Here is a 25175-nt window from a genome sequence, read left to right as displayed (position 1 = left end):
CTCTCTGCGAAGACGGACGCCGAGCGCCCCACGGGTTGAACGCGCGTTCGAGCAGAGCCTCCCGAGCGGACTCGGCCGTGGTCGTCCCCCTACGCTATCCCCCAACGTACGGAAGCTCTCATGGAAGAATCACCGGCGTTTGCGCCCGCTCCGCGCTCTCACCAGCGCGCCGACAACAACAACCTCACCGGCAGCCGCCTCCACACGCTGCTCAGGGGCAACTCCTTGCGACTGGGCGACGCGCACGAGCTCATGCCGTTGCGGCTCGATTGGCGCCGTAAAGAGGTGGTATTCGCCATCCGTGTGCGGCCGAACGCTGGCCACGGCGCCGGTCACGTGAGCTCCGCCACGATCGATTGCCCCGGTCATTATGTTTCGGGCCGCGGCGAGTGTCTCTTGATGCTGGAAAGGAAGGCGGGGAAGTCCTTTCTCGTCAATCGCCGCTACCGCGTGCAAGTGCTTCAGGTGCTCTCGCACAGCGTGCGGATCCTGGTCGACGAAGAGCGGAGCCTGCAACCAAGCCGAGGGGCGATCGGTTGGTTCCCCAAGCGTCGCCTCACAGGCATCGCATGAAGGCCACGAGCGCCCGCTTGTCTTCCGTGCTCAGTTCAAGGCCGAGTACCAGGTTGAAGAATTCCACCGTGTCGTCGAGCGTCAGCAAGCGGCCGTCGTGGTGGTAGGGGGGCGAGTCTTTGATCCCCCGCAGCGTGAACGTCTTGATCGGCCCGTCAGCCATGTTGTATTGGCCGGCGACCATCCCGGGCTCGTAAAAACGCCCGAGACGCAGGTCGTGCATCTGATTGTCGAGGTAGAAGGGCGCCGGGTGGCACTCGGCGCAGCGGCCCCGGCCGAAGAACACCTCCTGACCCCGCAGCTCCAGCTCGCTCGCCAGGGCGGGGTCGAGCTTGCCGAAGACGTCGAGCTTCGGAGCCGGCGGGAAGTCGAACATGTTCTGCATCTGCGCCATCATCGACACCGCGTCCGATCGGTTCGGCAGGTGCACACCCTTCTTCGCGGCGGTGACGTGGTCGCCGTCGAAGTAGGCCGTGCGCTGCTCGAACTCGGTGAAGTCCTCAACGCTCCGCAGCGACCGCTTCGAGCCGTGGATCTGCTGGTTGAACACGCCCCGCAGGCTCACCGTGTCGATGCGGAAGCGCGCCTCCTGGGGCCTTGTGTCCGGGTTGAGGTGGAACGCCGCGTTCGTGTGACCGTTGGTGTGGCAGTCGAGGCACGACACGCCGAGGCTTGGCTCCCTCACCTTGCGGTCGTCGGTCTGGTTGAACTGCTGCTGCGGGAAGGGCGTGAGCAGCAGCCGCATCCCCTCCATCTGAACCGGGGTCGCCTTGCCCTTGAGCAGGCCGAAGTAGTTCTTGATCGTCAGCACCTGGCCCTGCGAGACGTCGCCCAGGTCGGGGCGGCTGGCAAGGTAGACCGGCGGCGGGAACTCGGGCGTCAGGTGCGGCGGCAGGTCGAACGCCACGTCGAACCGCTCTAGGTCGCGGCCCTCCGCCTTGCGGATCGCGTCGATCTGCTCGGGGGGGAACACCTGACCGCCGGTGGCGTGCTTCGTGTGGGGCAGCGGGCGGAAGCCCATTGGGAACAGGTCTTGTCGCTTGATCTCCGCGGCCGACATGCCCGCCAGCCGTTCCCAGTTCGCTCCCTCGGGCGGCTTGACCCGCACCCCCTCTTGGACCGGCTTCCTGCCCGCCGACATCATCGTGTCCGATGGCCTGTCGCTGAGGTCGTAACGCGACTCGTAAATCTCTTTTTGCCGGTCCATGACCTGTTGCTTCTTCTCCGAGTCCGAGCGCATCACGCTCTCAAAACTCTTGCCGTTGGTGACAGGCATGTAGGTCTGAACGGGCAGTTTCGTTCCGTTTTCTTCTCCCGAGGCCAGCGGGCACAAACCAAAGCCTAGAAAAACGAGCAACACGAACACTGCGCGACGTTGGGCTATCGATAGCGGAGCAGTCATCGACGCGTCTCCTTCGGGGAATTCTTCGGTAGTAACAGCGTTGGGGGGGCATGGAGTCATTTCTGAGACTAACGAAAGTTCGGCTGCATCGTGCTGGCGAGGTTCGAGACCATGTTCACGATCGCGTTGGCCGAGATACCCTCTTCATCCCGCAGCCTTTCTGGCTCGCCGCTGCGGGGGCGGTGGTCGACGGCCATGCAGAAGACCGGCGCGGGATGGTCGGCGAGCGCCGACGCGACGGCCTCGCCGAGGCCTCCTTCCGGGTAATGGTCCTCGACCGTCAGCACGAAGCCGGTCGCCTCGGCCGCCAGCCGCAGCGTCTCGGCGTCGAGCGGCTTGACGCTGTAGAGGTCGATCACGCGCACGGCGACGCCCCGCTCGCGGAGCGTGTCGTGGGCCGCGAGCGCCTCGTGCAGCGTGACGCCAGCGGCGACGATCACGCCGATGTCGCGGTCGCTGTGACGCAGCACCTTGCAGCCGCCGATGGGAAACTCCTCGTCGCCCTCGTAGATCACCGGCGTGTCGCCGCGTGTCGTGCGGAGGTAGCAGACGCCCGGCTCGCGGGCCATCGCCTCGACCAGCCGCTCGGTCGAGACCGCGTCCGAGGGGTACAGCACCGTCGAGCCCGGCAGCAGGCGGAACATCGCCAGGTCCTCCAGGCCCATCTGCGACGGTCCGTCCTGGCCGATCGACACGCCGGCGTGCGAGCCGACGAAGTTGATCCCGGCGCCCGAGTGGACGCTCATGCGGACCTGGTCGAACGCGCGGGTGAGGAACGCCGCGAAGGTCGAGACGAACGGCGTCTTGCCCCGCAACGCCATGCCGAGGGCCACGCCAGCCATGTTCTGCTCCGCGATGAACATCTCGAAGAAGCGGTCGGGGTGCTCCTCGCGGAAGGCCTTGGCGCGGGTCGAGTTCGACACCTCGCCGTCGAGGGCGACCAGCCCCGGAAATAGAGGGGCGATGCGGCACAGGGCCGACCCGTAGCCGTCGCGCGTGGCGACCTGGTCGCCCAACGCGTACTCCACGTCGCCCGCCGGCTGTTCCTTGGCGGGCTCAGCGAACTCGATGCGTTCGGGCCGCGCGATCTCGCCTCGGAGCGAGCGGTCGACCCCGCCGATCTCGTCGAGCGCCCGCTTCAACTGGTCCTCGTCGAGCGCCTTGCCGTGCCAGCCCTCCTCGTCCTCAAGGAACGACACGCCGCGTCCCTTGAGCGTCTTGGCGACGACCATCGTCGGCCGCCCGCTCGCCTTCTGGGCAAACGCCAGGGCCGTCTCCACACGCTCGAGATCGTGGCCGTCTTCAACCAACTCGACGTTCCAGCCGAACGCCTCGAGACGCTGCTGGTAGGCCCGCAGGTCGTGGCCAAACTGCGTCGGGCCGCGCTGGCCGAGCCGGTTGACATCCAGCAGGCCGACCAGGTTGTCGAGTCCATAGTGGGCGGCGATCTGCACCGCCTCCCACTGCGACCCCTCGGCCATCTCGCTGTCGCCCAGCAACACGTAGGTGCGACAGGGCAGTCTGTCGAGACGCTTGGCGGACAGCGCCTTGCCGACGCCGATCGACAGACCCTGGCCGAGCGACCCGGTCGCCGCTTCGGCCAGCTCGAACCGCCTGGTCGGGTGCCCTTCGAGCGGGCTGTTGAAGTCTCGGTAGGTGAGCAGGTCGTCCTCATCGATCTGGTCCGCGGCGGCCCACAAGGCGTATAGCAACGGCGAAGCGTGCCCTTTGGAGAAGATCACCCGATCGTTGTTGGCGTAGTCGGGGTCCGAGGGGTCGTAGTGCAGCTGGCCGGTAAAGAACAGTCCCGCCATCAGCTCGACCGCCGACAGCGACGATGTGGGGTGGCCCGAGCCGGCCGCGTGGGTCGATTCGAGTATCCAGGTCCGCATCAGGCGGCAGAGATCTTCGAGACGGTCGCGATCAGACGGTGTCACGGCTTCCTCCATGGTTCGGTTCGGATTGATGTAGCTGTCTTCACGCGGGCTTGGGGGGTGTCAGCCCACGGTCTTTTGCTCGCACCCGATGCAAAGCGACACGTAGGGCACGGCGTCGAGACGTTCATGTGAGATCGGTTCACCGCAGTGCGCGCAATCGCCGTACTCGCCCGCCTCGATCCGCGCGAGAGCTCCCTCGGTCTGCTGCAGGACCAAACGGGGGGGAGGCTTTCTCTTGCAGACGCATGGTTTCCTCCTCCGGCTTTGTAATCGTTGATCACCGCCATCCGCGGTAGTTCCAGTAGCAGTACTGAAGCCCGAAGATCGACGGCCGGTAGTAGCTGCGTAGGAGCCCACGCAGGTCGGAACGGTATCGATAGGGTGAATAGCTGCGGTAGAAGCCGCGCCCGTAATAGGGCGAGGAATTACCCCGCGTGACGCTGACCCTAGGAGCCGGAACATAACGGTAAGGTTGGGCGTTTGATTTCTCGGGCGTTTGAGATAGGAAGGCGAAAGCGAGCGTGGCGATGGCGAACGACTTGGCTACTGGTCGGGGAAGAACTACCGGCTGGGGAAGAAGATGTTTCATAACTTGCTACCCTGCCCGTTAGAGACGAGCCGCAAACACTGTCTATCGCTTTCTTTTGGCGATGAATGACATTGTTGGACTGTGCAATCCGTGTGCCTCGTGTCAACGCGTTGATTGGCAGCGAGTGGCAATAGGATTGGAGCGTGAGCGACCACTCTGGTGTTCGGGCTTTAGCTCCGAACGGCATTCGGGCAGCCGACCTGACAGCGTGTTTCCAGAAGTTGGGGAAAAACCTGATGCTTATTGCTTTGTTAGTTGGGAGCGATGTGAGACCTCGCGGTGTGTGCGAGGAACAACGCTCTAGAGACAGTTTTGCCTTGTTGAGAACAGACGAGCGTTCCGCATGCTGAGTTAACGTTGGAGGGCGTAGGCCAGCACGCGGATGGCGGCCTCGGTGAACATGCAGGCGTCATGACGGGCCTGGAGCATCGATCCGGTGGTCCGTTTCAGCCCGCTCATGAACGACTCGACGAACCAACGCCTGCCGTAGCCGTTCTTCTTCAGCCGCCTTGGCGTCATCTTCGACCGGTGCTTGCTGTTTACTCCGCCATCCGCTCGGTGCACGCCAGCTCTCAACGCCCCAGTCGTCGCGGCAGAACTTGTGGACCCACTCGGCGTTGTAGCCCGCGTCGGCCAGCAGCGTAGCGGGCTGCAGGGCGACGCTCGCTCTCTCCAGCAGTGCCCCGGCGACAGCCTTGTCGCCCAACGGCCCCCAGCTCACCGCCAGGGCGCCCGGCAGCATAGTGCCGCGGGTGACGCACAGCGACAGCTTCACGTACCGCTTCTGCTTCCTGCCGCTGCGTGTCTGGAAATAGACGCTGGCCGAGCCGCTCTGCACGCCCGTGGCGTCGGTGCCGCCTCTCTCGCCAGCGGCTAGCGCAATGCGCAAATCTGATTCGTAAACGACCGCGTCGGCAGTCTGGCCGCCGCCGCGTTGGGGTGTTAGCAGTGACCCTGTCGCAAAAATCGATGCGAGCGGCTATCCGAATATGCGACTTCGGCCGTAGCGTGACCTGCATGCAAGCAAATTGGAAGTAAGCGAATGTCGTGACTTGGTCACACCGAGCGGGTGAGGCGCAGGATTTGCATTCGCCCATGATGGTTCGCTCGAGATTCAGTGACCATCGTAACAACATAAAACAAGGAGAGAATCATGGCTCAGCAAACAAAGATAAACGACGAATTAACCGTGGGACCACAACCTACAGAGAATGAAATCCAGAAACTCGGCGGTCAGGGATTCAAATCGGTGGTCAATTTCCGCACAGCAGACGAAGACGAACAACCCCTCTCGCCTGAAGCTGAAGGCGAAGTCGTCAGCTCGGCGGGTATGGAATATTCGAACATTCCTGTATCGATGCAGTCGATGGGCCCAGATTTGGTGGATCGGTTCCGTGAGAAATATGCGAAGCTTCCCAAGCCGGTGTTTGCCCACTGCAAGAGCGGAAAACGTGCCGGAGCCATGGTGATGATGCATGTTGCGGTCGAACAAGGCATGAGTGGTGAAGAGACGCTACAGAAAGCAAAGGAGGTGGGCTTCGAATGTGATCAGCCCCAACTGGAACAGTTCGTGCGTCAGTACGTCGACTCGCACGCCGTGTCCCAGTAGGCCGCAATCGTTTCCGGCATGGAGCCCACGATGACGACAGGCGCCGTTATTTCACTGGCGTTTGCGCTGCTCATCGGGCTGACACTCGGCGCCCTGGGAGGTGGTGGCTCTATCCTCACGCTGCCCGTGTTCGTCTACGTGGCTGGCATTCCGGCCCAGCAGGCCGTGGCGATGTCATTAGTAGTGGTCGGCGCGACGAGTCTGCTTGGAGCGGGGCTGCATTGGTGGAAAGGCAATTTCACCTGAAAGCATCTGTGCTGTTTGCAGCCGCGGGGACCATTGGGGCTTACGTCGGATCGTTTCTGACGTCGCTGGTGTCGCAGCAAGTGCTCCTCGGATGCTTTGCGGCGCTGATGCTTGTTACCGGAGCCGCCATGATTCGCCGAGACGCCGAACGCGGTCAATCGGCTCAGTGTCGGCTGTGGCCATGCCTCTTGATTGGTGCGAGCGTCGGCGTGCTGACGGGTTTTTTGGGAGTCGGTGGCGGGTTCTTAATTGTACCCGCACTCGTGCTGCTAGCCGGTATCGAAACGAAGAATGCTGTTGGCGCTTCGCTGGCCATCATCGCTCTTAATTCTGTTGGCGGGTTGATCAGACAGTTGCAGCAAGTCTCGCTAGACTGGCGGTTGACTCTGGCCTTTCTAGCGTTATCCGATGTGGGCATTCTTGCGGGGCTTGGGGTGGTCCAAAAGGTTCCCTAACGAAACTTTACCAAAAACGTTTGGGTGGTTCGTCGTGGTGCTTGCACTGGTGATCGGGGGCTTGGCCGCAACTGGTGTTCGAACCACCGCGATGAGCTGAAGTAAGACACAAGCAGTGTTTAGAAGTTGTAACCGGTTTGGAAATCGCTTGCTGCATCGTAGGCGACGGAAAACCGGGCGGAGCGACCGTGATCGATCCGAACAAGAGGATGGTATGTACCTCCAATGCAACGTTAAACCTCACACGCACGCCGCTTTGTGTATGGCTAACGGAGGCTGTGAGCAGTACCGCCCGCTGCATGAGTCGCAGGCCATGTGCGGCTGGATACCGATTTCTTCTCACCGGCGGGCAACAGCGTATGGACGGAGGGTCGATGCTTTAGGGCGAACGAACAAACGTGGACGCCTAGCATGGAACGACATATGCACAACTTTGACCCGTGACATGTCTTGAGGCGGTCACCGCTCACCACAATTGCTGGATAGGGGAAGCGTCATGACGATGGTATTCGAGAAAATCCAGACTGCAGGCATCGCGCAGCTGTCGTATCTGATCGGTGACGACGGCAGCCAGACCGCCGCGGTGGTTGATCCGCGACCAGGTGTTGAGGTCTATCTGCAGCTAGCCCGTAAGCATGGAGTGACGATCACGCACCTTTTCGAAACGCACATCCACGCCGATTTCATGAGCGGCGCCCGCGAACTCTCAGCGCAGTTGGGAGGAGCCCCGATCTATGCCAGTGGTGAACAGGATGCAAAGTACGGGTTTGACGTAGAGCGAATCCACGGCGGGGACCAATTTACCTTCGGGTCGGTGGTGCTGACTGTGCGGCACACGCCCGGGCACACACCAGAACATGTTTCGTACGAACTAGCAGAGAAGGACCGCATCGACGACCCGTGGGGCGTGTTCACGGGCGATTCCCTGTTTGTTGGGTCAGCCGGGCGGCCCGATCTGTTGGGCGAACAAGAGACCGATGAGTTGACAAAACAACTGTTTCACACGCTGCGGGACTATTACCTTAAGCTTGATGATGGAGTGATCATCTATCCCTGCCATGGAGCGGGCTCGGCCTGCGGAGCGGACATCGGTGAGCGGCCGATGAGCACAATCGCTTATGAGCGGCGGACGAACGACTTCCTGCAGTACGACGACCTCGAGGAGTTTAAGAAGTTCGTCAAGGAGGGAGCACCGCCGGTCCCGCAGCACTACCCGATTCTCAAAAAGGTTAACGCAAAGGGGCCGGAACCAATCGGCTGCGCCCCAGCCGTCACAGGACTGCCGCCAGAGGAGTTTCAAGAAGCGCACAACAAGGGCAAGGCACAGCTGGTCGACACCCGGCAGATGCTGGCGTTCGGTGGCGGTCATATTCCGGGCGCGGTCAACATCGGCGACCGGCCGGAGCTGTCGGTCTGGGTGGGCGACATGCTGTCTTACGAGAAACCGATTCTTCTCGTCGTAGAAGACGAGTCTCAGCTAGAGCGGATCATCTGGCACTTCGCCTACGTCGGGCTGACCGACTACGCCGGTTATCTGGCTGGCGGGATGAAGGCTTGGGACAACGCGGGCCTGCCGCTGGAGACGTTGCCGCAGGTTCCGGTGAGGCAACTGGCTGAGGAGAAGGGCCGTTTTCAACTGCTGGATGTGCGCTCCCCGGCCGAGTATGAGAAGGACCGCATCGCGGGTGCAAAGCATAAGTTCGTCTCCGAGCTACGGGAAGGCGTGAATGGAGAGCTGGACCTCGATCGCCAACAGCCGGTCGCCGTCTACTGCGGCAGCGGGTACCGGGCCAGCATCGCCGCCAGCATTCTCCAAAGGGACGGTTTCGAGAAGGTCTACAACGTGCCGGGCAGCATGCAGGCGTGGAAGAACGCGGGATTCGACGTCGAGAAGTGATTGAGAAGCCGCTTGGAGAACTGAAGGAGAAACCCCATGGGCAATCCATTACAGAGCAAGTCTTGGTCGCCGTATCTGGTGGGTGTAGGAATCGGCGTTTTAAGCTGGTTCACCTTCTGGAGCGCCGATCATCCCCTGGGAATCACCACCGCCTTCGAACACACAGCAGCGCTCGCGATTCAAGCAGCAGCGCCGGGAGTTGCGGAAACGAATCCCTACTTTCAAGAGGAGTCGCCGAAGATCGGGTGGGAATGGATGCTCGTCGTGGGTGTGCTGATCGGCAGCATCATCAGTTCGATGACTTCAGGCGATCACGAACCAATCACCGTTCCGCCGCTGTGGAAGCAGCGGTTTGGATCCAGCATGGGCTTGCGGCTGTCGGTGGCTTTTTGGGGAGCGGGGCTAATGATGTTTGGTGCCCGCCTAGCCGAGGGCTGCACGAGCGGGCACGGCATCAGTGGTAGCCTGCAGCTGGCGGCGTCAAGCTGGGTCTTCTCAATCATCTTCTTCTCGGTCGCCATCGGGACCGCTTTCCTCATGTATGGAAGGACGGGAAGCGATGTTTGATCCCCTTTGGAAGCTGGCATTGGGTCTAATCACGGGAATCATTTTCGGCATTCTGCTGCAGAAGGGACGGGTGGCGAAGTTCCAGGTGATCATCGAGCAGTTCCTGTTTCGGGACTGGACGGTCGTCAAGATCATGGGAATCGCCGTAGTAGTCGGGGCGGTCGGCATCTATGCACTGTTGCCGCTCGATGCAGTCTCCCTGCACATCAAGCCGCTCGTTTGGCTGGGCATCGTTGCCGGGGGGATTTGCTTCGGCGCCGGAATGGCGATCTTCGGTTACTGCCCCGGAACGAGTGTGGCCGCCTGTGGCGAAGGTCGCCGAGATGCGATGGTCGGCGTGCTGGGAATGTTGGCCGGCGCCGGCCTGTATGTCGTGCTGTTTCCACAGCTCTCCGGTCTGCTAAAGAGCTGGGGCGATGCTGGCAAGATTACGCTGCCGGAGTGGACCGGGACCTCACCCTGGCTGTGGATCGGCGGGCTGGCGCTCGTGGCCGTAGCAGCGGTTGCCTATTCCCTCCGCGGTCGTAGCGGCGCGACTCACCCCGTTCCCGGCAAGTCACCGCGTCGACAAAGATCCACCTGAGGAAACCACCCGGGGGCTGAGGGCAAAAACGATGCACTGCACTCGAAACATGGAGATGTTGAAACCAGCAACGGCGATCGTGACCGCGATTGCCACAGTGATGGCGTCGCCGGCATGGGCTTGTCCGTATTGTGAATCGGATGTGGGCAGAGAAGTGGCCGCCGGGATTTTCAATGACACGTTTGCTCTGAATGCTGTCCTCACCCTGCTCCCCATTACAGTCCTGATGGCGATTGTGTGGTTAATCCACTCGGGCGTCTCGTGGCCGAAAGGTGTGCTTCGATCCGCCCGCAGTAGCGTGTCCGCACGGAGCACCCTGCAACGCAAGAGCGGAAAGCACCCACTGTGAACCAGCATCTTAACCGGCGACCGCTGATCTCTGCGGGGGTCACGCTTGGAATCGGCATGGGTGGGTTCGTGGATGGCATCGTGTTTCATCAGCTACTGCAGTTTCACAACATGCTGTCCGCGAAGTTTCCTGTGCGGGATGTCGATGTCCGCACGCTGGCCGTCAACCTGGAAATCAACATGTTCTGGGACGGGCTGTTCCATGCGTTCACGTGGGTCATGACAGCCGCGGGCATTGCTATGCTGTGGCACGCCGTCCGTCAGCAGGATGTCTCGCTGTCGACGCGGACGTTTGTCGGATCGCTCAGTGTCGGTTGGGGTCTGTTCAATTTGGTTGAGGGGGTGATCGACCATCATATCCTGCACGTCCACCACGTCACCGAAACCAGTAACCACCTCGTGTGGGACTTAATGTTCCTCGGATCGGGCGTTGTGCTGATCGTGCTGGGATGGTGGTTGCTCGATTCCGACCATCCGGTGTTGAGAGAAAGCAGGGAAGTGAACAGCCCTTAGTGCGCGATGAACCAAAATGGATTTGCCGGCGACTCGTTCAAGCAGCTTCCACCCGGCGGAAGCTGTCTTCACAAGCATTTCTGATGAGCGGCCCCGTTCCACCAGTATTCTAGTGCAACTCAGTCTTCGTAACTCAAGGGAAAAAGTCACGATTCCAACAACCGTAGGCCGAGTGCCTGAGCATACTGCCGAAGAAGTCAATGAAGCAATCCAGTGTCAGACCGAAGGAAATATCGAGCGGTACGGCTCTGCCGGTCCAGAAACGATTGAACGGCGTCTGCACGAACTGGACCGCGAATGGGATATTGAACGCACGTTGGAAGCCAACGCCGCCTAGCTCAGTCTGGTGGGCTTGGGTTTGGGAGCGCTCGTCGATCGCCGCTTCTATGCCTTGCCCGCGGTCGTGGCCGGTTTCTTACTCCAGCACGCAATCCAAGGGTGGTGCCCTCCAGTGCCACTCTTCCGGCGTTTGGGAATCCGCACGCAGCCTGAAATCGAGCAGGAGCGGTACGCCCTGAAAGCGATCCGAGGCAATTTCTCAGGCGTCTCCCACGCCGCAGATCAACCTGGAAACGCTCGCGCTCAGTATGCGATGGACGCTGTTCGCCAATGAGTGTCGGCACTTTCATATTTCGCCGAAACCAAGTGTTTCAACCACATCAAAGTCGAACCCGCTCGCCATCGGGTGTGGTCCGAAGAGCGATAGAACAGAACACCCAACCACCTTTCCAACGCTTCAAACCAATCAAGGAGACTCACGATGAAATTCCACGCCATCCTCACCGTCGCCATGCTCGCCGTAACCACGGCCTTCGCCGATCCTACGGGCGACCCTCAGTACAAGCACCCGGTCATCGAGAACCACGGCGGCATTGTCGTGCTGCCGGAAGCGGCGCACCAGCCCAAGAGAAAATCGAAGGTGATTCTCGACATCACGTCGGACGGCAAATCGGGGAGCGTCGTCAAGGGCTTTGACCGGGCGGCGTTGATCCTCAACCAATACACCCAAGCTAAGGCCGGGTGGGAGAACGGTTTTAAAATGGCGATCATTTTGCACGGATCCGCCACGAAAGCTGCTTTGTCCCACGAAGGCTTCGCCAAGCACACCAACTCCTATCTGACCGACAAAGGGAAGACGAAGAATCCCAACCTTGAATTGATGGCCGGACTCAAGAAAGCGGGCGTCGAGATCTTCGTCTGTGGTCAAGCTCTTGCTCACCACGGCTATGCCACTAACGAGGTTGCTTCGGAGGCGAAGGTCGCCGTCTCTGCGGCGACGTTGAACATCAGCCTGCAAATGGAGGGCTACGCTTACCTCCCTTTCCACTGAGCCCCGAGCAGGGGCGGGAGCTGCAGCCGGAGCCGTGAGGACGAGGTGTGGGACATGGTCTCGTTCCTAGTGAGGCTGCCGAAAATGGAGCGAGACGAATACAGCCGCCTCGTGTTCTCGCACGCGGATCCCGTGCTCACGCACGACGAGCCCGTGCTCGAGAGCGAAAAGAGAGCCCCGCCCGCCCTCGCTGGCGCCGCCGCCGAGGGCCTCGCGAGTTGCACTCGTTGCCACGGGGCCCACGACGACGGCGCCTTCCCGAGGCTGGTGGGGCAACAACGCGGGTACCTGCTGACCTCGCTCGAAGCCTTTGCCGATGGCGATCGACACAGCGGGGTTATGCAAACCGTGGCGGCGCTGCTGACCGAGCAAGAACGTGAGTCGTTGGCTAATCACTTCGCCGAGGAAGAACCCTCTCAAGTCAGCTCTGATGGGACCTCACCGGCGCCCAAGGAACAGCGCGATGCGATCTTGCGTGGGAAAGAGATCGCCGAGAATGGCGTTCCCAAACTCAATGTTCCCTCGTGCGTCGACTGCCACGGGCCGGGTGAGCAGCGATTGTCGGATTCTTACCCCCGACTCAGTGGCCAGCCGGCACGCTACTTGGAACGCCAACTGCGGCTTTTCCACCGCGGCCAGCGGGGCGGGGGCCCGACGCTTCTCTGATGAATCCCGTCACCAGGGTCCTGCCAGAATCGGCATTCCAGGACGTCTCGCTATACTATGCCTCATTGCCAGAGCAGTAAGCTGCCGGCGGCGCGAGGTAGGGCAGTGGGGGATTAAGTTCCCTTGGACGGTCAAAGGTACGACGTCGGACCCCCTTCCGATTTCATCCGCCTGGGGACGTGCGCCGTGCTGAGGCTCGTGTTCGCCCCTACGAGAACCAGCAACGGGTACGGGTGCCCCCGTCCACCAGGCTGTCGATCGCCAGCCGTCCGCCGAGCAGGGCTACTGTTTTATTGATCGCGTCCACGCCCGGCCCGTAGGCGTCTGGACTCGCAGCCGAATCCTGAGATCCCACTGGCAAGAGGGTCGCCCCTTCTCTAATACCGGTTTCAACGATCTCTACGAGCACGCCGCTAGGCGGGACGCCGTCGCCGTCGAGCAGGGGCGTTCCGGCAAGGTCCTCGGCCCCTTTGTTCAAATAATCCGTATGGATCGTGATGCGACCAGGACCGTTCCCGAGCGACTCCGTGGCGTTGATGAATAGGTCGTAGAGCACCGCGCTCATATGCGAAGGGTTCACGATGAGCAGTGGCAGCCCTTCGGCGTATTCGATGCGCAACTCGGTCTCCGGCGGGGCGCGTGCCTCGAGCAACGGCTTCAGACGCCGGATCATCTCGTTCAGATCAATCGGTTGTTTCTTCCGCTTTAGGCCCTCTCCAATCCAAGCGGTGTGCAATTCCGTGCAGAGCACGCACGCCTCCTCCGCGCTGTCGTAAATCACATCCACATACTCCTGGGCGGGGATCTCCTCGGTAGGAGTTGCGCGGATCGCCTGGCTTGCTAGCGATAATGCGCTAAGGAGGTCCCGAAGTTTGTGCAGCATCGGCGGGGTGAACGATTCGGGGCATGCGGCATCTGACGGCCTCACGCTGACTCGGGGTGGAGTGTTTGACGGAGTGTCCCTCCATTGTTTGGCTTCGTCGTTGAGAGCGTTTTCCATTGAATGCCGATTTTCCTAGTTCTCGTAGTGGGACCGCACACCAAAAGGTTCATCAATGGTGAGCGGACTCAACCGTCTCTAGCAGTCGGTCGGCGCGGGCTAAGAGGGGCTCGTCGTCCAGCGACTGCGACGCGTCTGCCTCGACAGCGCGGAAACGGCCCCCGCAGTGCGGACAGGCAACCTCGGCGCCCAACTGATTCACGCCAACCTGCAGGCGGCGACCACACGTGTCGCAGGGGGTCATGAAGCAAGTCATCGGCCAAGCCACGGCGGCGTTCGGCTTGTAGCGTGGCCCGTGGGGAACGGGGGGATAGTACGAAGAGTTCTTGCAGCTCATCACGTTGACTCCGTTTCGTGTCGGATGATTCTCGATGACCAAGCCTCGTCTGACGGTTAATCGTGTGATCGCACCGCCGGAGATGCGCCGGCTGTGTGAGGCCAGTCTTCTTGGCAGGTATTCCCAGCCCCACACAACCGGCAGATTCACAGTCTCCGCCGCTCACAGACTCCGCTGCGAGACACCTTCGATGACGATCGACCGTGGTCTGCTCAATCGGCCCGGCTCGTGACGGCGAACGCGGCACTCCTAACTCCCGCGTCGGCAGCCCTAGTGTTGCGACGGGCTGGTTGACTCGGCGGGCGGGATCGCTGCGTCCTGCAGCAACCCCGCCCGTGATGAACGCTATTCTTGCGGTGACCCGGCCCGTAGAAAATCAGCGAGACCGCCATTCCGCCGTGGCGGAATCCACCATGGATCGGATCTCTCCGATCGTGGGGGATTGGCGCCTGCGGCCGCCGTCGCACGGCTGATACACTGGCGAGACGAATAACGCCTCAACGTGAACGTTTTGTTCACTCCTCAGGGAACGAGTCTAGGGATGGCCAAGAAGAAGGCGTCGAAGCCGAAGAAGCAGGGCGTCCACCTGCCGGTTGGCGAAAACCAACCATCGGCAAACGAGGTGCGGCCGACGGTGGGCAATAGCCCCGAGCGTTTCTGTCTCGTGGGCATCGGCGCCTCGGCGGGGGGGCTCGCTGCCCTGAAATCGTTCTTCGCGGATGTGCCGGAAGGCAGCGGGCTGGCGTTCGTCGTCGTGGTGCACCTGTCGCCCGAGCACAAGAGCCACCTGGCCGAGTTGCTCCAGCCGCACGTGAAGATCCCCGTGCAGCAGGTCACCGAGACGGTCCGCCTCGAGCCGGACCACGTGTACGTCATCCCGCCCGGCGCCAACCTCGACGCGGTCGACACGCACCTGCGCCTGACGGAGCTCGAAGCGAGCCGCCAGGAACGCGCCCCCATCGACCACTTCTTCCGCACCCTCGCCCAGACGCACGACGGCCAGTCGATCGGCGTGGTGCTCACCGGCACCGGCTCGGACGGCACGCTCGGCCTGAGGGAGATCAAGGAGATGGGCGGGCTGGTCGTCGTCCAAGACCCCAGCGACGCCGAGTACGACGGCATGCCCCAGAGCGCGGTCGCCACGGGCTTGGTGGATCTGGTGCTGCCGCTGGCGGAGATCCCCGCCGCGCTGTTGAAATTCGTCGGTACCCGACCCCGGCTGCCGAAGCCGGAGGAGGGCGAGACGCTCAGCGACGACACCCGCCGGCTACTGCAAACGGTGTTCTCGCAGATCCGCGCCCGCACGGGGCGCGACTTCACCGCCTACAAGCGGTCGACCATTCTGCGGCGGATCACCCGCCGCATGCAGGTCAACCAGATCGAGGAGCTGGGCGCCTACGTCGAGCTGCTCCGCGCGAGCGCCGAAGAGGTCCGCACGCTTGCCGAGGACCTGCTGATCACGGTCACCAATTTCTTCCGCGACGCGGAGGTGTTCGAGCGCCTGGAGAAGCACGTCGTCCCGGCCCTGTTCGACCGGGGCGACCCGGACCAGCCGCTGCGGGTGTGGAGCGTCGGCTGCGCGACGGGCGAGGAGGCGTACTCGCTGGCGATCCTGCTGCTCGAGGAGGCGGCCCGACGCGACGCCCCGCGGCCGATCCAGGTGTTCGCCTCGGACCTGCACGAGCGGTCGCTCCACAAGGCCCGCGAGGGGTTCTACCCCGGCGACATCGAGACCGACGTCTCGCCCGAGCGGCTCGAGCGGTTCTTCGAGAAGGAGGACGGCGGCTACCGCATCCGCAAGGAGGTGCGGGACCTGGTGGTCTTCGCCCCGCACAACCTGCTGGGCGACCCGCCGTTCTCGAGGCTCGACCTGATCTCGTGCCGCAACCTGCTGATCTACCTGCAGCGCGACCTGCAGCCCTCGGTGATCGAGCTGTTCCACTACGCGCTGCGGGGCGAGGGCCGGCTGGTGCTCGGCACGGCCGAGACGCTCGAGGCCTCGGAGCTGTTCGAGCTCGAGGACAAGCGGTGCTGCGTGTACCGGCGGCGCAACGTGCCGGCGCCCGAGCCGCGGCTGCCGGTCTTCCCACAAACGCCCCTGCGACTGATGAACGACGCGGCGCGATCGGCCCCCCCGGCCGAGAACGTTTCTTACGGCGTGTTGCACCAGCGGCTCGTCGAGCAGTTCGCCCCGCCGAGCCTGCTGGTCAGCTCCGAGAACAAGGTGCTGCACGTGTCGGCCAGCGCGGGGCGTTACCTCGAGCACCCCGGTGGCGAGATGACCACCGGCGTCTTCAAGCTCGTGCGCGAGGAGTTGCGACTCGAGCTCCGCGCCGCGCTGGCGACGGCCCGCGAGGGGGGCCGTCCCACGAGCTCCAAGCCGATCCACGTGCGGTTCAACGGCCACGTGGGGCGTGTGGTCGTCCACGTGCAGCCGTCGCAAGACGGCCTGCGGCACGCGTTGGTGATCTTCGAAGAGCTCGAAGCCGCCGCGCCGAACGCCGAGGCCCCGGCGGCCGTGCCCGGCGATTCGCCCGCTCAGCGGAAGGCCGCCCCGCAGCCGGGCGAGGGCTCAGACTCGCAAGGCAGACCGGACGATGGATCGGATGCAATAGGCGAGTCGCGCGTCCACGAGCTCGAGACCGAGCTGAGCCTCTCGATGCAGCGTACGCAGTCGATCATCGAGGAGTACGAGACAGGCCAAGAGGAGCTGCGCGCCTCGAACGAGGAGCTGCAGTCGGCCAACGAGGAGCTCCGCTCGACGCTCGAGGAGCTGGAGACCTCGAAAGAGGAACTCCAGAGCATGAACGAGGAGTTGCAGACGGTCAATCAAGAGAACCGCCACAAGGTCGACGAGCTCGCGCAGCTCTCCAGCGACCTGCAGAACCTGCTGGCGGCGACCGACATCGCGACGCTGTTCCTCGACCGCGACCTGCGGATCCTCCGGTTCACGCCGCAGATCGCCGAGCTGTTCAACATCCGCCTCGCCGACCGCGGCCGCCGCCTCGGAGACTTCACGCACCGGCTGACCCACGATGGGCTGCAGGAGGACGCCCGCGGCGTGCTCAAGACGCTCGTCCCCGTCGAGCGCGAGGTCGCCGACGACGAGGGCCGCTGGTTCCTCACCCGCTTGCTGCCCTACCGCAGCGACGACGACCGCATCGAAGGGGTGGTGATCACGTTCGTCGACATCTCCTCGCGCAAGAAGTACGAGCTCAAGCTCGAGCAGGCCAAGGAGTATTCCGAGCAGATCATCCAGACACTCCCCGAGCCGCTCCTGGTGCTCACGCCGGAGCTGCGCGTGAGGTCGGCCAACGAGGCCTTCTACGAGCACTTCGGCGTCGCCCGCGACAAGACCCTGGGCCGCAAGATCTACGACCTCGGCAATCAGCAATGGGACATCGCGCCGCTGCGACGCCTGCTCGAAGAGGTGCTGCCCGACAACCACGTGTTCCACGGCTACGAGGTCGAGCACACGTTCGAGGGACTCGGCCGCCGCGTGATGCTGCTCAACGCCCGCAGGCTCGAAGACCAGCAACTCATCTTGCTGGGGATCCACGACATCACCGAGCTGAGCGACTCGGCCCGGGCGTTGCGGGAGAGCGAGGCGGAGTACCGCGCCCTGTTCGAGTCGGCCGCCGTGGGCAACTACGAGGCCGATGTCGCCACGGGGCGGTTCTTGCGCGTCAACCGCCGCTTCTGCGAGCTGACCGGCTACTCGGAGGAGGAGCTCCAAACCAAGACCTTCCTCGAGGTCACCCACCCCGACGACCGGGCGGACAACAGCAAGACGGTCGAGGCGTTCCGAGCCGACCCGCACGGGGCCTTCGTGATCGAGAAACGCTACGTGCGCAAGGACGGCAAGCCGGTCTGGATCCACCTCACCGCGCGGCTGATCGAGGGCGACGGGCGGCCGCGCCGCTACTTCTGCAGCGTCTTCGACATCAGCGACCGCCGACGCGTCGAGGACGAGCTCAAGACGCTCAACGAATCGCTTGAGTTGCAGATATCCAAGCGGACCGAGATGCTCAGCCTGCTGCAAGACGTCACCCGCGCAGCAAACGAGGCGCGCACGGTCGAGGAGGCGATGCGCGCCGCCATGCAGCGGCTCGTACGGTACAACGGCTGGAGAGTGGGCCACCTGTGGCTCCGAGCCGAACACGACGGGCGAGAATTGGTCGGCTCGGGCATCTGGCACGTGACCGATTGGCCCGGTAAATCCGAGTCCGCATGGCGGGCTTTCCAGCAACAGTGCGAGCTGGGAAGCTTCCCCGCCGATGAACTGCCCCTGAACGAGACGCTCCGCTCGGCAACCCCCTGCTGGATCGACGACCTCAACGCCTCGACGGACCCCCGTCGTGGGAACGCGATCGGGGCCGGTCTCGAGGCCGCGGTGGGCTACCCGGTGACGATCGAAGGGGACGTGGTCGCCGTGCTCGAGTTCCTCGCCGACCACCCGACCACACGCGAAGAACGGTTCCTCGAGATCATGCCCCACGTCGGCAGCCAGCTCGGCCACGTGATCGAACGCAAGCGGATCGACCGCCTCGTGGCCGACGCCACCGAACGCGAGCAACGCCGCATCGGCCAGGACATCCACGACGGCGTGGGCCAAGAGCTCACCGGCCTCCGCTACCTCACCAAGACCCACCAAGACACGCTAACCGCGGCCGGCTATGAAGAGGCAGAGGTGGCGGGCCGGATCATGCAGGGCCTGGGGACGGTCCAGCGGCAGCTTCGCACGATCGTCCGTGAGCTGGTGCCCGTCGAGGTCGACCGCGAGGGCCTTGTCTCGGCGCTGCGGTCGCTCGCCCAGCGTACGACCGAGGGCTACGAGGTCGCGTGCGAGTTCGAGTGCGACGCGCCGCTGGCGGTGGAGAACACGCTGCTGGCGACCCACGTCTACCGCATCGCCCAAGAGGCGGTGGCGAACGCTGTGCGGCACTCCGAAGCCGCCCACGTGCTGATCCTCCTCGAGTCGACCGACGGTGAACTCCGCCTGCAAGTGCTCGACGACGGGATCGGCATGCCGGCCACTCCCGCCGACGGTTTCGGCCTGCGCGGCATGGCGTTCCGAGCCGAGCTGATCGGCGGCCACCTCGCCTTCGAGCCTCGCCCCCAGGGCGGCACCGTCGTGCGGTGCTGGGCCCCTCACCGTGGCCATGTTGACGGGAAAGGATATAGAAGATGAGCGAAGTGATCTCTGCGGCCCTCAATGCCATCAGCGTAATGATCGTCGATGATCACCCCACGGTGCGCGAGGGCCTCGCCCGACGGATCGCTTCGCAGAGCGACATGTCCGTATGCGGCGAGGCGGCGGACTGCGTTGCAGCGCTGGAAAGATACGCCCAGATGCGTCCCGACGTGGTGATCGTCGACCTCGCCCTGAAAGAGGGCAGTGGCCTGGACCTGATCAAGGACCTGCACGCCCGGCACCACAATGTGCGGGCGGTGGTCCACTCGATGTACGACGAATCGTTCTACGCCGATCGCGCCCTGCGTGCGGGCGCGGTTGGTTACGTCAACAAGGAGGCCGACCCCGACGTGGTGACCGACGCCATCCGCGTCGTGATGGCCGGCCGCGTCTACCTGAGCGAAACGATGACCCGGCAGATGCTCGGACGCAGCTGCGGCAAGGGCGACCCGTTCGCCGACCCGGTCGCCACGCTCACCGACCGCCAGTTGCAGATCTTCCGCATGATCGGCGAAGGGAGCGGGACCCGGCAGATCGCTGAGCAGTTGCATCTCAGCGTCCACACGGTCGAGACCCACCGCGAGAACATCAAGCGCAAGCTGGGGATCGCATCGTCGGGCGAGCTGGCACGGCGGGCAGTGCTTTGGGGACACCAGGCATCTAGCTAGAGCGTATCTCATAACCTCCTGACCGCCATGACGATGCAGGCTAGCTTGGCGAATCCGTGGTAGAGCGACCAGTAGAATTCGTGGCGGACGATCAGGCGGCGGAAGTCGTGCAGCCAGCTGACGGTGCGTTCGATCTTCCAGCGGCGCCGGTAGCGTCGGAGCTTGCGGCCGTCTTGTTTGCTGGGGCGGACGCGGTTCTTGCGGTGCGGCGTGACGAGATCGACGTTGCGGTCGGCAAGCCGATCGCGGAGGGCGTCGCAGTCGGCCGCCTTGTCGTCGATCAGCGTGCCGGGGACCAGCGGCGTCGCCGCCGCGTCGAGCAGCGGCTCGATGAGGTTCACCTCGGCTTCGCTAGCCGAAGCGGTGTCGATCGACAGCGGGAGGCCACGTGCGTCGGTCACTGGCTCCGCCTGCAGGTCTTCAGCACAGGGTTCCGTCCTGGACCCCGCGCACAAGCGGGATCGGTCTGTCATCCAAGGTCTCCTTTCGAGACCTTCTACGAACCGCAACGCCGGAACGTTTAGCTAGCAAACCGAAGTTTTGAGATACGCTCTAAGACCTTTTGCTTACGATCTGACATCCAGCGCAGCAGGGCTTCTCGCAGTTGAGCCTCAGGGATTTTCCGCTCTCGGAGCGGTTCGCCGCGGGGATCGCGTAAAATCCCACCTTCAGTGGCGTACCACCCCCGACCTGACCGAAAGTAGTAGCCTCGGTTCTTGCCACCTTCGCGTCGACCTGCCATACTCTGGATCTCGCTTTATTGCCATGGGCCTGCTTCTTGAAGCTTAGCCCATAAAAACAAGGGCAATTTGGCCTAAGCACCCCTAGCTCAACTGGATAGAGCATCGGACTACGAATCCGAAGGTTAGAGGTTCGAATCCTCTGGGGTGTACTTCTTTCCCTGCTGGCCGCCGCGCCGTGGGGCCGAACGCTTGCCTGGCTTGGCCCGTCATCGGCCCGTCGATCGGGCGGCCGATTGTCCCTGGTCGAGCCGCTTAAGGACAAGCACCGTGGCCCCTCAATCGGACGACGAGTCCCTGCAGCAGGCCCCCGCCGTTAAGCCCGCCACGCAACGCGCTAGCGGCGGCGCCCACCGCGCCTCCGACTTCGACGCCCCGTTTCTCGAGGCGCCGGTTCCACTGGGGGGCGAAGCGAACGGCTCTCTGGTGGTCTCGCAGAGCTTTTCTGGCTACGACATCTCGGCGCCGGTCACTGTTTGGCGCGGCCGTGAACCGGGGCCCACCGTCTGCCTGCAGGCCGCGGTGCACGGCGACGAGATCAACGGCGCCGGCGCCATCTTGCAGATATTGCGCGATCGGCCGTTCGAGCTGCGTGCGGGCACGCTGATCTTGGTGCCGGTGGTGAACCTGATCGGCTTCGAGCGCAACGCCCGCTACATGCCCGACCGCCGCGACCTGAACCGCAGCTTCCCCGGCTCGGTCGGAGGCACGCTCACCGGCCGGTTGGCGCACGCTTACTTCACGCAGGTGATCGAGCGCTGCGACTACTGCATCGACTTGCACACCGCCGCGGTGCGTCGCACGAACTTCCCGAACGTGCGAGCCAACCTGTCGATCGACCGGCTGGCGGCTTTTGCTCGCGCGTTTGGGGCCGAGCTCACGATCAACGGCGATGGTCCGCAAGGGTCGCTGCGGTCCGAGGCGTGCAAGGCGGGCTGCGCGACGTTGATCCTCGAGGCGGGCGAGGTCTGGAAGACCGAGCCGACGGTAGTCGAGTACGCCATCCGCGGCGTGACGAACTGCCTGCGGTTTCTGGGCATGGTCGCTGGCAAGCCGATCGAGCCGCCTTACCGCCTTGAGACCGACGCCACCAAGTGGATCCGCGCCGAGCATGGCGGCTTCCTTTCGTTCCACGTGGCGCCGGGGCAGATTGTCTCGGCCGGCGAACCGATCGCCACGGCCCACTCGCTGCACGGCGACGACCTGGGCGTTATCGCGGCGCCGCGCGAGGGCATCATCCTCGGCATGACCACCATCCCGTCGGTGAGTCCCGGCGACCCGGTCTGCCACCTGGCTTTCCCGAGCGAGGGCTCGCTGGCCAAGGTCGAGCGGGCGGTTAATCGGCTCCGTGTGTCGTCGCTGCACGAGCGGGTGCGCGACGACCTGGCGCGGAGCGTCAATGTCACTGAGCACAACGAGTCCGATCCGATGGCGTGAAGCCGTGCGACGGAACGCCCACGCCTGGGCGTAACTTAGAACGGTTTGCTCATTGGTGTAGACGCTCGTCTCGCGATCGGCGTCATGGCTTCGTCAGCCTGCATCGACAATGCACCGCATTGCCTGCTTCGGCTTCCTCGCCACGACCCCAATCGCTTCCCCGCTCGTCCACACCAATTCGAATACCGCTCTAGCTGGCCCGTTCGTTGGGGCCCTGAACCGCTGGCCGATCAGGGAGCGGCCGGCGGCGGCTCGGTCGTGCCTTGCGCCTCGTCGCCCGCCGACGCCTGGCTGATGACTTTGCCGCGTCCTACGAACGAGATCCCGTGCTGCGAGTTCGTGTCGATCATCACGGCCTCGATGATCGGCTGCGGGACGGGCGTGTTGGCGAACCACTCGACCAGGAAATTCGCCCCGCTGCCGCCCGTGGCGTCTTCGCGTTTGATGACCACCTCGGTCGTCCCCAGGGCGGCGAGACGGACCGGTTTCTCGAGGTACGACTTGACCTCCTTGCCCTTCGTGTCGAAGTAGCGGACCGACTTGACCACGATGGCGTCGTTTACGCTCGTGTTGCGCACGCTCAGCGTGATCGTCAGCAGGTAAGGCTCGCCGCTGCCGTGGTAGATGTGCGAGTAGGCCGGCACGTACACCACCTCGCCCTCGGTGGCGTTGGCGGCCAGGTGCTTGAGGTCGTCGCGGCCGAAGTCGTCGACCTCGAGTTCGTCCGGCGGGCTGTGGCTCAGCGACTCTTCGAACGTGGCCAGCCGCTTGTCGAGGTAGACCGCGTAAAAGATCAGCGGCACGAGCACCAGCAGCACGCCGGCGATGACCAGCGTTTTGAGCTGCCGCATGAACGCGTCGGCTTCTTGGGGGGTGATTCGTTTCGCCATGCTTGCTTCTCGGGGTCGTTCCTTCGGTCCTTTTCTCCGCACCCGCCGGCAGCGGGCAGGCGTGAACACCTTCGCGATGCATCTTACCGGCTCCGTCCCGGGCGGGCGATCCGAGGTCGCCGCGGCCAAGGGGGCGCCGCCGGGCGCCGGTTGTGACGGCTGGGCTATTTGACGGGGGACCAAGCCGTTCGCCTCGGGGCGATAGGCCAATTCGGCGGCGAGTGGGCAGGGCAGGGGCGCCGATCCCCTAAGAATATGAGCAGCATCAGCCCCACGAGTTCAGGCGCCGCGATCGAGAGCGTTCTCGCGGCTAAAAAGTCGGCCACCCAGTCGCAGGTCGCCTACGCGATCGCCGGCAAAACGCTCGACGCCCAGCGGGCCGCCGGCGACGCGGCCATCGCGCTGCTCGACGCCGCCGCGCCGCAAGGCGTGGCGCCGGGCAAGGGCGCGCAGCTCGACGCGGTGCGCTAGGGCGAACTACCGCTAGCCGTAGCGTTGTTTTCGACTTATCGATGTCGAATCACACCGCCACACGCGCTACGCATCCGTGCGATTCGCACTAGCCGCCACGCTTCAGCGTGTTGTGAGAGCCGTCGCAGCCGGGCGGCTTTTGGTCAGCCCGCAGGTGCAGTCGTGGAACCCCTTCCCCTGGAGGATCCGTGGCTCGTATTTCTCGATCCTTGCGGTGCGGGTCTTCGACTGCTTGGCTGCGGCGAAGTGCATCGCGTAGCCCCGCTGTCGCCCCGGGGTGAGCGCCTCGAACGCCGTTCGCAGCGCGGGGCTCTCGTCGAAGCGGGCGACCAGCTCCGCGGGCAGCTCAAGAGCGGCGCCCTGGTCGACCTCCACCTTCAGGCCGGCCCGCTCCGCCGCGATCGCCTCGCGCAGGCACGCCTCGATCGCCGGCCGGAGCCGAACGATCTCGCCGACCGAGGTGAACCGGATCAGCCGCGCCGCCCGGCTGTTCTTGCCCGGCTTGTCGAGCAAGCCCTTGTGGTCCTTGAGCAAGGCCCCCTTGAAGAAGCTGATCGTGCAGAATTCTTTGAATCCGCCCAAGATGGCGACGTTCTTGCCCTCTACCGTGTAGCAGGGCGAACGCCACTTCAACTCTTCGGTCAAATCGCGATCAAGTGCGATCGCTCTGAGCTCCTCGAGCTCGTCGCGCCAATGCTTGAGAGATTTGAAGTACGCGTCGACCTGAGGGTTGGTCTTGCTCATAGGCTGCACGGGCAGAGGAACCACGGCTCACACGGATGGGCACGGATGAGCGCGAATGACGGCGTCGCTCGTCAGCCCCGAAGGGGCGGCAATACGCTAGCCCAGGGCAACGCCCAGAGAGATCGTAGCATGCAGGCGGTAGAGCCCTGTAGGGGCGAGCTACGGGGGGGTCTTGCCTCTAGAGGCAGGCCCACTATTCACGCGAAGTGCTCGGCATCGAGCGTCAGCCCGTGATGTTCGCACAACCGCTCTATTTCTGCCCGGAAATCCTGCTTGGCGTGGTGTGCTTCTTGCCGCTGGATGTACCGCCGCACGGCGCCCGTTTGCGACTCGCTCACGGTGAAGGCGCTGTAGCCCTCCTGCCAGGCGAAGCGGTTGGGAGTGAGCGACTGCTCGTTGACCCACCCCGACGAGTTCGATTTCAGCACTCGAAGAAAATCGGCGACGGCGGTGCTGGGATGGATGCGCGTCAGCAGATGGACGTGATCTTCGACGCCGCCGATCTCAAGCAGCGTCCCGTACTCACGCCGGACGATACCGCCCATATATTCGTAAAGGCGCCCTCGCATCTCGGAGACGAGCAGCGGCCGGCGATACTTCGTTGAGAAGACAATGTGATAAGTGAGGCTCGTATAAGAAGAAGGCATCGTCCCACCACGACGAAAAGCCCCGGAGGGGCGACGGCACATAGCCAGGGGCGTAAGCCCCTGGACCGGAATCGCAAGCAAGCAGAACAAAGCCCCGGAGGGGCGACAGAGCGTTGGCCAACTACGCCGCTGCCGCCCCTCCGGGGCTTCTATCCTAATCGGCCGATCGGCCCCAGGGGCTCGCGCCCCTGGCTATTTGCCTACGCCCCCTACGCCCCTCCGGGGCTTCCCGGTGCGGCCCGCCACGCAAATAGCCGGGGGCGAATTCGCCCCCGGCTAAATGGGTCGCATCTCAGGTTGTCACGTTCGGCGCGTTATCCGCGCCCATCCGT

At 63.6% G+C, this 25175-nt stretch carries 26 protein-coding genes and 1 tRNA gene; 16 read left to right on the top strand and 11 right to left on the bottom strand.

Going from position 1 to position 25175, the window contains the following annotated elements:
- Positions 1-120 precede the first annotated feature (120 nt).
- Positions 121-573 carry a hypothetical protein gene (locus Mal64_RS03725; RefSeq protein ID WP_146397178.1) on the top strand — a complete coding sequence of 151 codons (453 nt, stop codon included), beginning with the start codon at positions 121-123 and terminating at the stop codon, positions 571-573.
- Here Mal64_RS03725 and Mal64_RS03720 read toward each other — a convergent pair.
- The 5 genes from Mal64_RS03720 to Mal64_RS03705 form a co-directional block, all read right to left on the bottom strand.
- Complete coding sequence (locus tag Mal64_RS03720; RefSeq protein ID WP_197525422.1) at positions 557-1849, bottom strand: cytochrome B6; 1293 nt, start codon at positions 1847-1849, stop codon at positions 557-559. The two genes, Mal64_RS03725 and Mal64_RS03720, sit on opposite strands and share 17 nt — an antisense overlap.
- Before the next feature lie 194 nt (positions 1850-2043).
- Positions 2044-3912 carry a transketolase gene (locus tag Mal64_RS03715; RefSeq protein WP_231993569.1) on the bottom strand — a complete coding sequence of 623 codons (1869 nt, stop codon included), beginning with the start codon at positions 3910-3912 and terminating at the stop codon, positions 2044-2046.
- A gap of 60 nt (positions 3913-3972) precedes the next feature.
- On the bottom strand, positions 3973-4269 hold the full coding sequence (locus Mal64_RS20405; protein ID WP_391570395.1) for a TraR/DksA family transcriptional regulator: 297 nt from the start codon (positions 4267-4269) through the stop codon (positions 3973-3975).
- Positions 4190-4501 carry a hypothetical protein gene (locus tag Mal64_RS19640; RefSeq protein WP_197525420.1) on the bottom strand — a complete coding sequence of 104 codons (312 nt, stop codon included), beginning with the start codon at positions 4499-4501 and terminating at the stop codon, positions 4190-4192. The genes Mal64_RS20405 and Mal64_RS19640 overlap by 80 nt, the downstream gene beginning before the upstream one ends.
- Before the next feature lie 409 nt (positions 4502-4910).
- Positions 4911-5390 (bottom strand): hypothetical protein, encoded by a 480-nt coding sequence (locus tag Mal64_RS03705; protein WP_146397170.1) that lies wholly within the window; start codon positions 5388-5390, stop codon positions 4911-4913.
- A gap of 264 nt (positions 5391-5654) precedes the next feature.
- On the opposite strand from Mal64_RS03705, the gene Mal64_RS03700 reads away from it, so the two are divergent.
- From Mal64_RS03700 to Mal64_RS03655, 10 genes are all read left to right on the top strand, one after another.
- The gene (locus tag Mal64_RS03700) at positions 5655-6110 is read left to right on the top strand and encodes a beta-lactamase hydrolase domain-containing protein (protein ID WP_146397168.1); all 456 of its coding nucleotides are present in this window, start codon (positions 5655-5657) and stop codon (positions 6108-6110) included.
- Between the two features lie 30 nt (positions 6111-6140).
- Positions 6141-6356 (top strand): TSUP family transporter, encoded by a 216-nt coding sequence (locus Mal64_RS03695; protein ID WP_197525419.1) that lies wholly within the window; start codon positions 6141-6143, stop codon positions 6354-6356.
- Positions 6335-6811 (top strand): sulfite exporter TauE/SafE family protein, encoded by a 477-nt coding sequence (locus Mal64_RS03690; protein ID WP_197525418.1) that lies wholly within the window; start codon positions 6335-6337, stop codon positions 6809-6811. The genes Mal64_RS03695 and Mal64_RS03690 overlap by 22 nt, the downstream gene beginning before the upstream one ends.
- Before the next feature lie 496 nt (positions 6812-7307).
- On the top strand, positions 7308-8708 hold the full coding sequence (locus Mal64_RS03685) for an MBL fold metallo-hydrolase (protein ID WP_146397162.1): 1401 nt from the start codon (positions 7308-7310) through the stop codon (positions 8706-8708).
- A gap of 36 nt (positions 8709-8744) precedes the next feature.
- On the top strand, positions 8745-9275 hold the full coding sequence (locus Mal64_RS03680; protein ID WP_146397160.1) for a YeeE/YedE thiosulfate transporter family protein: 531 nt from the start codon (positions 8745-8747) through the stop codon (positions 9273-9275).
- Positions 9268-9858: a YeeE/YedE thiosulfate transporter family protein gene (locus tag Mal64_RS03675; RefSeq protein WP_146397158.1), complete on the top strand. Its 591-nt coding sequence runs from the start codon at positions 9268-9270 to the stop codon at positions 9856-9858. Before Mal64_RS03680 ends, Mal64_RS03675 begins: the two co-directional genes overlap by 8 nt.
- A 345-nt stretch (positions 9859-10203) precedes the next feature.
- Positions 10204-10719: a DUF2243 domain-containing protein gene (locus tag Mal64_RS03670; RefSeq protein ID WP_146397156.1), complete on the top strand. Its 516-nt coding sequence runs from the start codon at positions 10204-10206 to the stop codon at positions 10717-10719.
- Positions 10720-10831: 112 nt separating this feature from the next.
- Positions 10832-11056 carry a hypothetical protein gene (locus tag Mal64_RS19635; protein ID WP_197525417.1) on the top strand — a complete coding sequence of 75 codons (225 nt, stop codon included), beginning with the start codon at positions 10832-10834 and terminating at the stop codon, positions 11054-11056.
- Between the two features lie 423 nt (positions 11057-11479).
- The gene (locus Mal64_RS03660) at positions 11480-12049 is read left to right on the top strand and encodes a DsrE family protein (RefSeq protein ID WP_146397154.1); all 570 of its coding nucleotides are present in this window, start codon (positions 11480-11482) and stop codon (positions 12047-12049) included.
- A gap of 84 nt (positions 12050-12133) precedes the next feature.
- Positions 12134-12715: a c-type cytochrome gene (locus tag Mal64_RS03655; RefSeq protein WP_146397152.1), complete on the top strand. Its 582-nt coding sequence runs from the start codon at positions 12134-12136 to the stop codon at positions 12713-12715.
- 208 nt (positions 12716-12923) lie between these two features.
- Here the strand turns inward: Mal64_RS03655 and Mal64_RS03650 are convergent, their stop codons facing one another.
- On the bottom strand, positions 12924-13598 hold the full coding sequence (locus Mal64_RS03650; RefSeq protein ID WP_146397149.1) for a hypothetical protein: 675 nt from the start codon (positions 13596-13598) through the stop codon (positions 12924-12926).
- Positions 13599-13767: 169 nt separating this feature from the next.
- Positions 13768-14052 (bottom strand): hypothetical protein, encoded by a 285-nt coding sequence (locus Mal64_RS03645; protein ID WP_146397147.1) that lies wholly within the window; start codon positions 14050-14052, stop codon positions 13768-13770.
- A 541-nt stretch (positions 14053-14593) separates the two neighbouring features.
- Between Mal64_RS03645 and Mal64_RS03640 the strand changes: the two genes are divergently transcribed.
- A complete protein-coding gene (locus tag Mal64_RS03640; RefSeq protein ID WP_146397145.1) occupies positions 14594-19243 on the top strand; it encodes a chemotaxis protein CheB in 4650 nt (1549 codons plus the stop codon).
- Positions 19240-19914 (top strand): response regulator, encoded by a 675-nt coding sequence (locus tag Mal64_RS03635; RefSeq protein WP_146397143.1) that lies wholly within the window; start codon positions 19240-19242, stop codon positions 19912-19914. Before Mal64_RS03640 ends, Mal64_RS03635 begins: the two co-directional genes overlap by 4 nt.
- A gap of 8 nt (positions 19915-19922) precedes the next feature.
- On the opposite strand, the gene Mal64_RS03630 is transcribed toward Mal64_RS03635, so the two are convergent.
- Entirely contained in the window at positions 19923-20315 is a 393-nt protein-coding gene (locus tag Mal64_RS03630; RefSeq protein ID WP_197525416.1) for a transposase, read from the bottom strand.
- Between the two features lie 417 nt (positions 20316-20732).
- On the opposite strand from Mal64_RS03630, the gene Mal64_RS03625 reads away from it, so the two are divergent.
- Together Mal64_RS03625 and Mal64_RS03620 are read left to right on the top strand one after the other, a co-directional pair.
- Positions 20733-20806: transfer RNA gene (locus tag Mal64_RS03625), tRNA-Arg, on the top strand.
- Between the two features lie 118 nt (positions 20807-20924).
- Positions 20925-22091 carry a succinylglutamate desuccinylase/aspartoacylase family protein gene (locus tag Mal64_RS03620; protein WP_197525415.1) on the top strand — a complete coding sequence of 389 codons (1167 nt, stop codon included), beginning with the start codon at positions 20925-20927 and terminating at the stop codon, positions 22089-22091.
- A 230-nt stretch (positions 22092-22321) separates the two neighbouring features.
- On the opposite strand, the gene Mal64_RS03615 is transcribed toward Mal64_RS03620, so the two are convergent.
- Positions 22322-22981 carry a DUF3124 domain-containing protein gene (locus Mal64_RS03615; RefSeq protein WP_197525414.1) on the bottom strand — a complete coding sequence of 220 codons (660 nt, stop codon included), beginning with the start codon at positions 22979-22981 and terminating at the stop codon, positions 22322-22324.
- 255 nt (positions 22982-23236) lie between these two features.
- Here Mal64_RS03615 and Mal64_RS03610 point away from each other — a divergent pair, with 255 nt between their 5' ends.
- The gene (locus Mal64_RS03610) at positions 23237-23452 is read left to right on the top strand and encodes a hypothetical protein (protein ID WP_146397137.1); all 216 of its coding nucleotides are present in this window, start codon (positions 23237-23239) and stop codon (positions 23450-23452) included.
- A 102-nt stretch (positions 23453-23554) separates the two neighbouring features.
- Here Mal64_RS03610 and Mal64_RS03605 read toward each other — a convergent pair whose 3' ends face one another.
- On the bottom strand, positions 23555-24196 hold the full coding sequence (locus Mal64_RS03605; RefSeq protein ID WP_197525413.1) for a YdeI/OmpD-associated family protein: 642 nt from the start codon (positions 24194-24196) through the stop codon (positions 23555-23557).
- Positions 24197-24393: 197 nt separating this feature from the next.
- Entirely contained in the window at positions 24394-24843 is a 450-nt protein-coding gene (tnpA, locus tag Mal64_RS03600) for an IS200/IS605 family transposase (RefSeq protein WP_146397134.1), read from the bottom strand.
- Positions 24844-25175: the final 332 nt, after the last annotated feature.

Source organism: Pseudobythopirellula maris, assembly GCF_007859945.1.
Taxonomy (GTDB): domain Bacteria; phylum Planctomycetota; class Planctomycetia; order Pirellulales; family Lacipirellulaceae; genus Pseudobythopirellula; species Pseudobythopirellula maris.
The sequence above is the reverse complement of the archived record's forward strand: the minus strand, read 5'-3'. Positions and strand labels throughout refer to the sequence as shown.

What these genes read in the sequence shown, in the direction of transcription:
- Mal64_RS03725 (WP_146397178.1), top strand. Translation starts at nt 121, where the DNA reads ATGGAAGAATCACCGGCGTTTGCGCCCGCTCCGCGCTCTCACCAGCGC.
- Mal64_RS03720 (WP_197525422.1), bottom strand. Translation starts at nt 1,849, where the DNA reads ATGCCTGTCACCAACGGCAAGAGTTTTGAGAGCGTGATGCGCTCGGAC.
- Mal64_RS19640 (WP_197525420.1), bottom strand. Translation starts at nt 4,501, where the DNA reads ATGAAACATCTTCTTCCCCAGCCGGTAGTTCTTCCCCGACCAGTAGCC.
- Mal64_RS03700 (WP_146397168.1), top strand. Translation starts at nt 5,655, where the DNA reads ATGGCTCAGCAAACAAAGATAAACGACGAATTAACCGTGGGACCACAA.
- Mal64_RS03695 (WP_197525419.1), top strand. Translation starts at nt 6,141, where the DNA reads ATGACGACAGGCGCCGTTATTTCACTGGCGTTTGCGCTGCTCATCGGG.
- Mal64_RS03685 (WP_146397162.1), top strand. Translation starts at nt 7,308, where the DNA reads ATGACGATGGTATTCGAGAAAATCCAGACTGCAGGCATCGCGCAGCTG.
- Mal64_RS03680 (WP_146397160.1), top strand. Translation starts at nt 8,745, where the DNA reads ATGGGCAATCCATTACAGAGCAAGTCTTGGTCGCCGTATCTGGTGGGT.
- Mal64_RS03675 (WP_146397158.1), top strand. Translation starts at nt 9,268, where the DNA reads ATGTTTGATCCCCTTTGGAAGCTGGCATTGGGTCTAATCACGGGAATC.
- Mal64_RS03660 (WP_146397154.1), top strand. Translation starts at nt 11,480, where the DNA reads ATGAAATTCCACGCCATCCTCACCGTCGCCATGCTCGCCGTAACCACG.
- Mal64_RS03655 (WP_146397152.1), top strand. Translation starts at nt 12,134, where the DNA reads ATGGAGCGAGACGAATACAGCCGCCTCGTGTTCTCGCACGCGGATCCC.
- Mal64_RS03650 (WP_146397149.1), bottom strand. Translation starts at nt 13,598, where the DNA reads ATGCTGCACAAACTTCGGGACCTCCTTAGCGCATTATCGCTAGCAAGC.
- Mal64_RS03645 (WP_146397147.1), bottom strand. Translation starts at nt 14,052, where the DNA reads ATGAGCTGCAAGAACTCTTCGTACTATCCCCCCGTTCCCCACGGGCCA.
- Mal64_RS03640 (WP_146397145.1), top strand. Translation starts at nt 14,594, where the DNA reads ATGGCCAAGAAGAAGGCGTCGAAGCCGAAGAAGCAGGGCGTCCACCTG.
- Mal64_RS03635 (WP_146397143.1), top strand. Translation starts at nt 19,240, where the DNA reads ATGAGCGAAGTGATCTCTGCGGCCCTCAATGCCATCAGCGTAATGATC.
- Mal64_RS03615 (WP_197525414.1), bottom strand. Translation starts at nt 22,981, where the DNA reads ATGGCGAAACGAATCACCCCCCAAGAAGCCGACGCGTTCATGCGGCAG.
- Mal64_RS03610 (WP_146397137.1), top strand. Translation starts at nt 23,237, where the DNA reads ATGAGCAGCATCAGCCCCACGAGTTCAGGCGCCGCGATCGAGAGCGTT.
- Mal64_RS03605 (WP_197525413.1), bottom strand. Translation starts at nt 24,196, where the DNA reads ATGAGCAAGACCAACCCTCAGGTCGACGCGTACTTCAAATCTCTCAAG.
- tnpA (WP_146397134.1), bottom strand. Translation starts at nt 24,843, where the DNA reads ATGCCTTCTTCTTATACGAGCCTCACTTATCACATTGTCTTCTCAACG.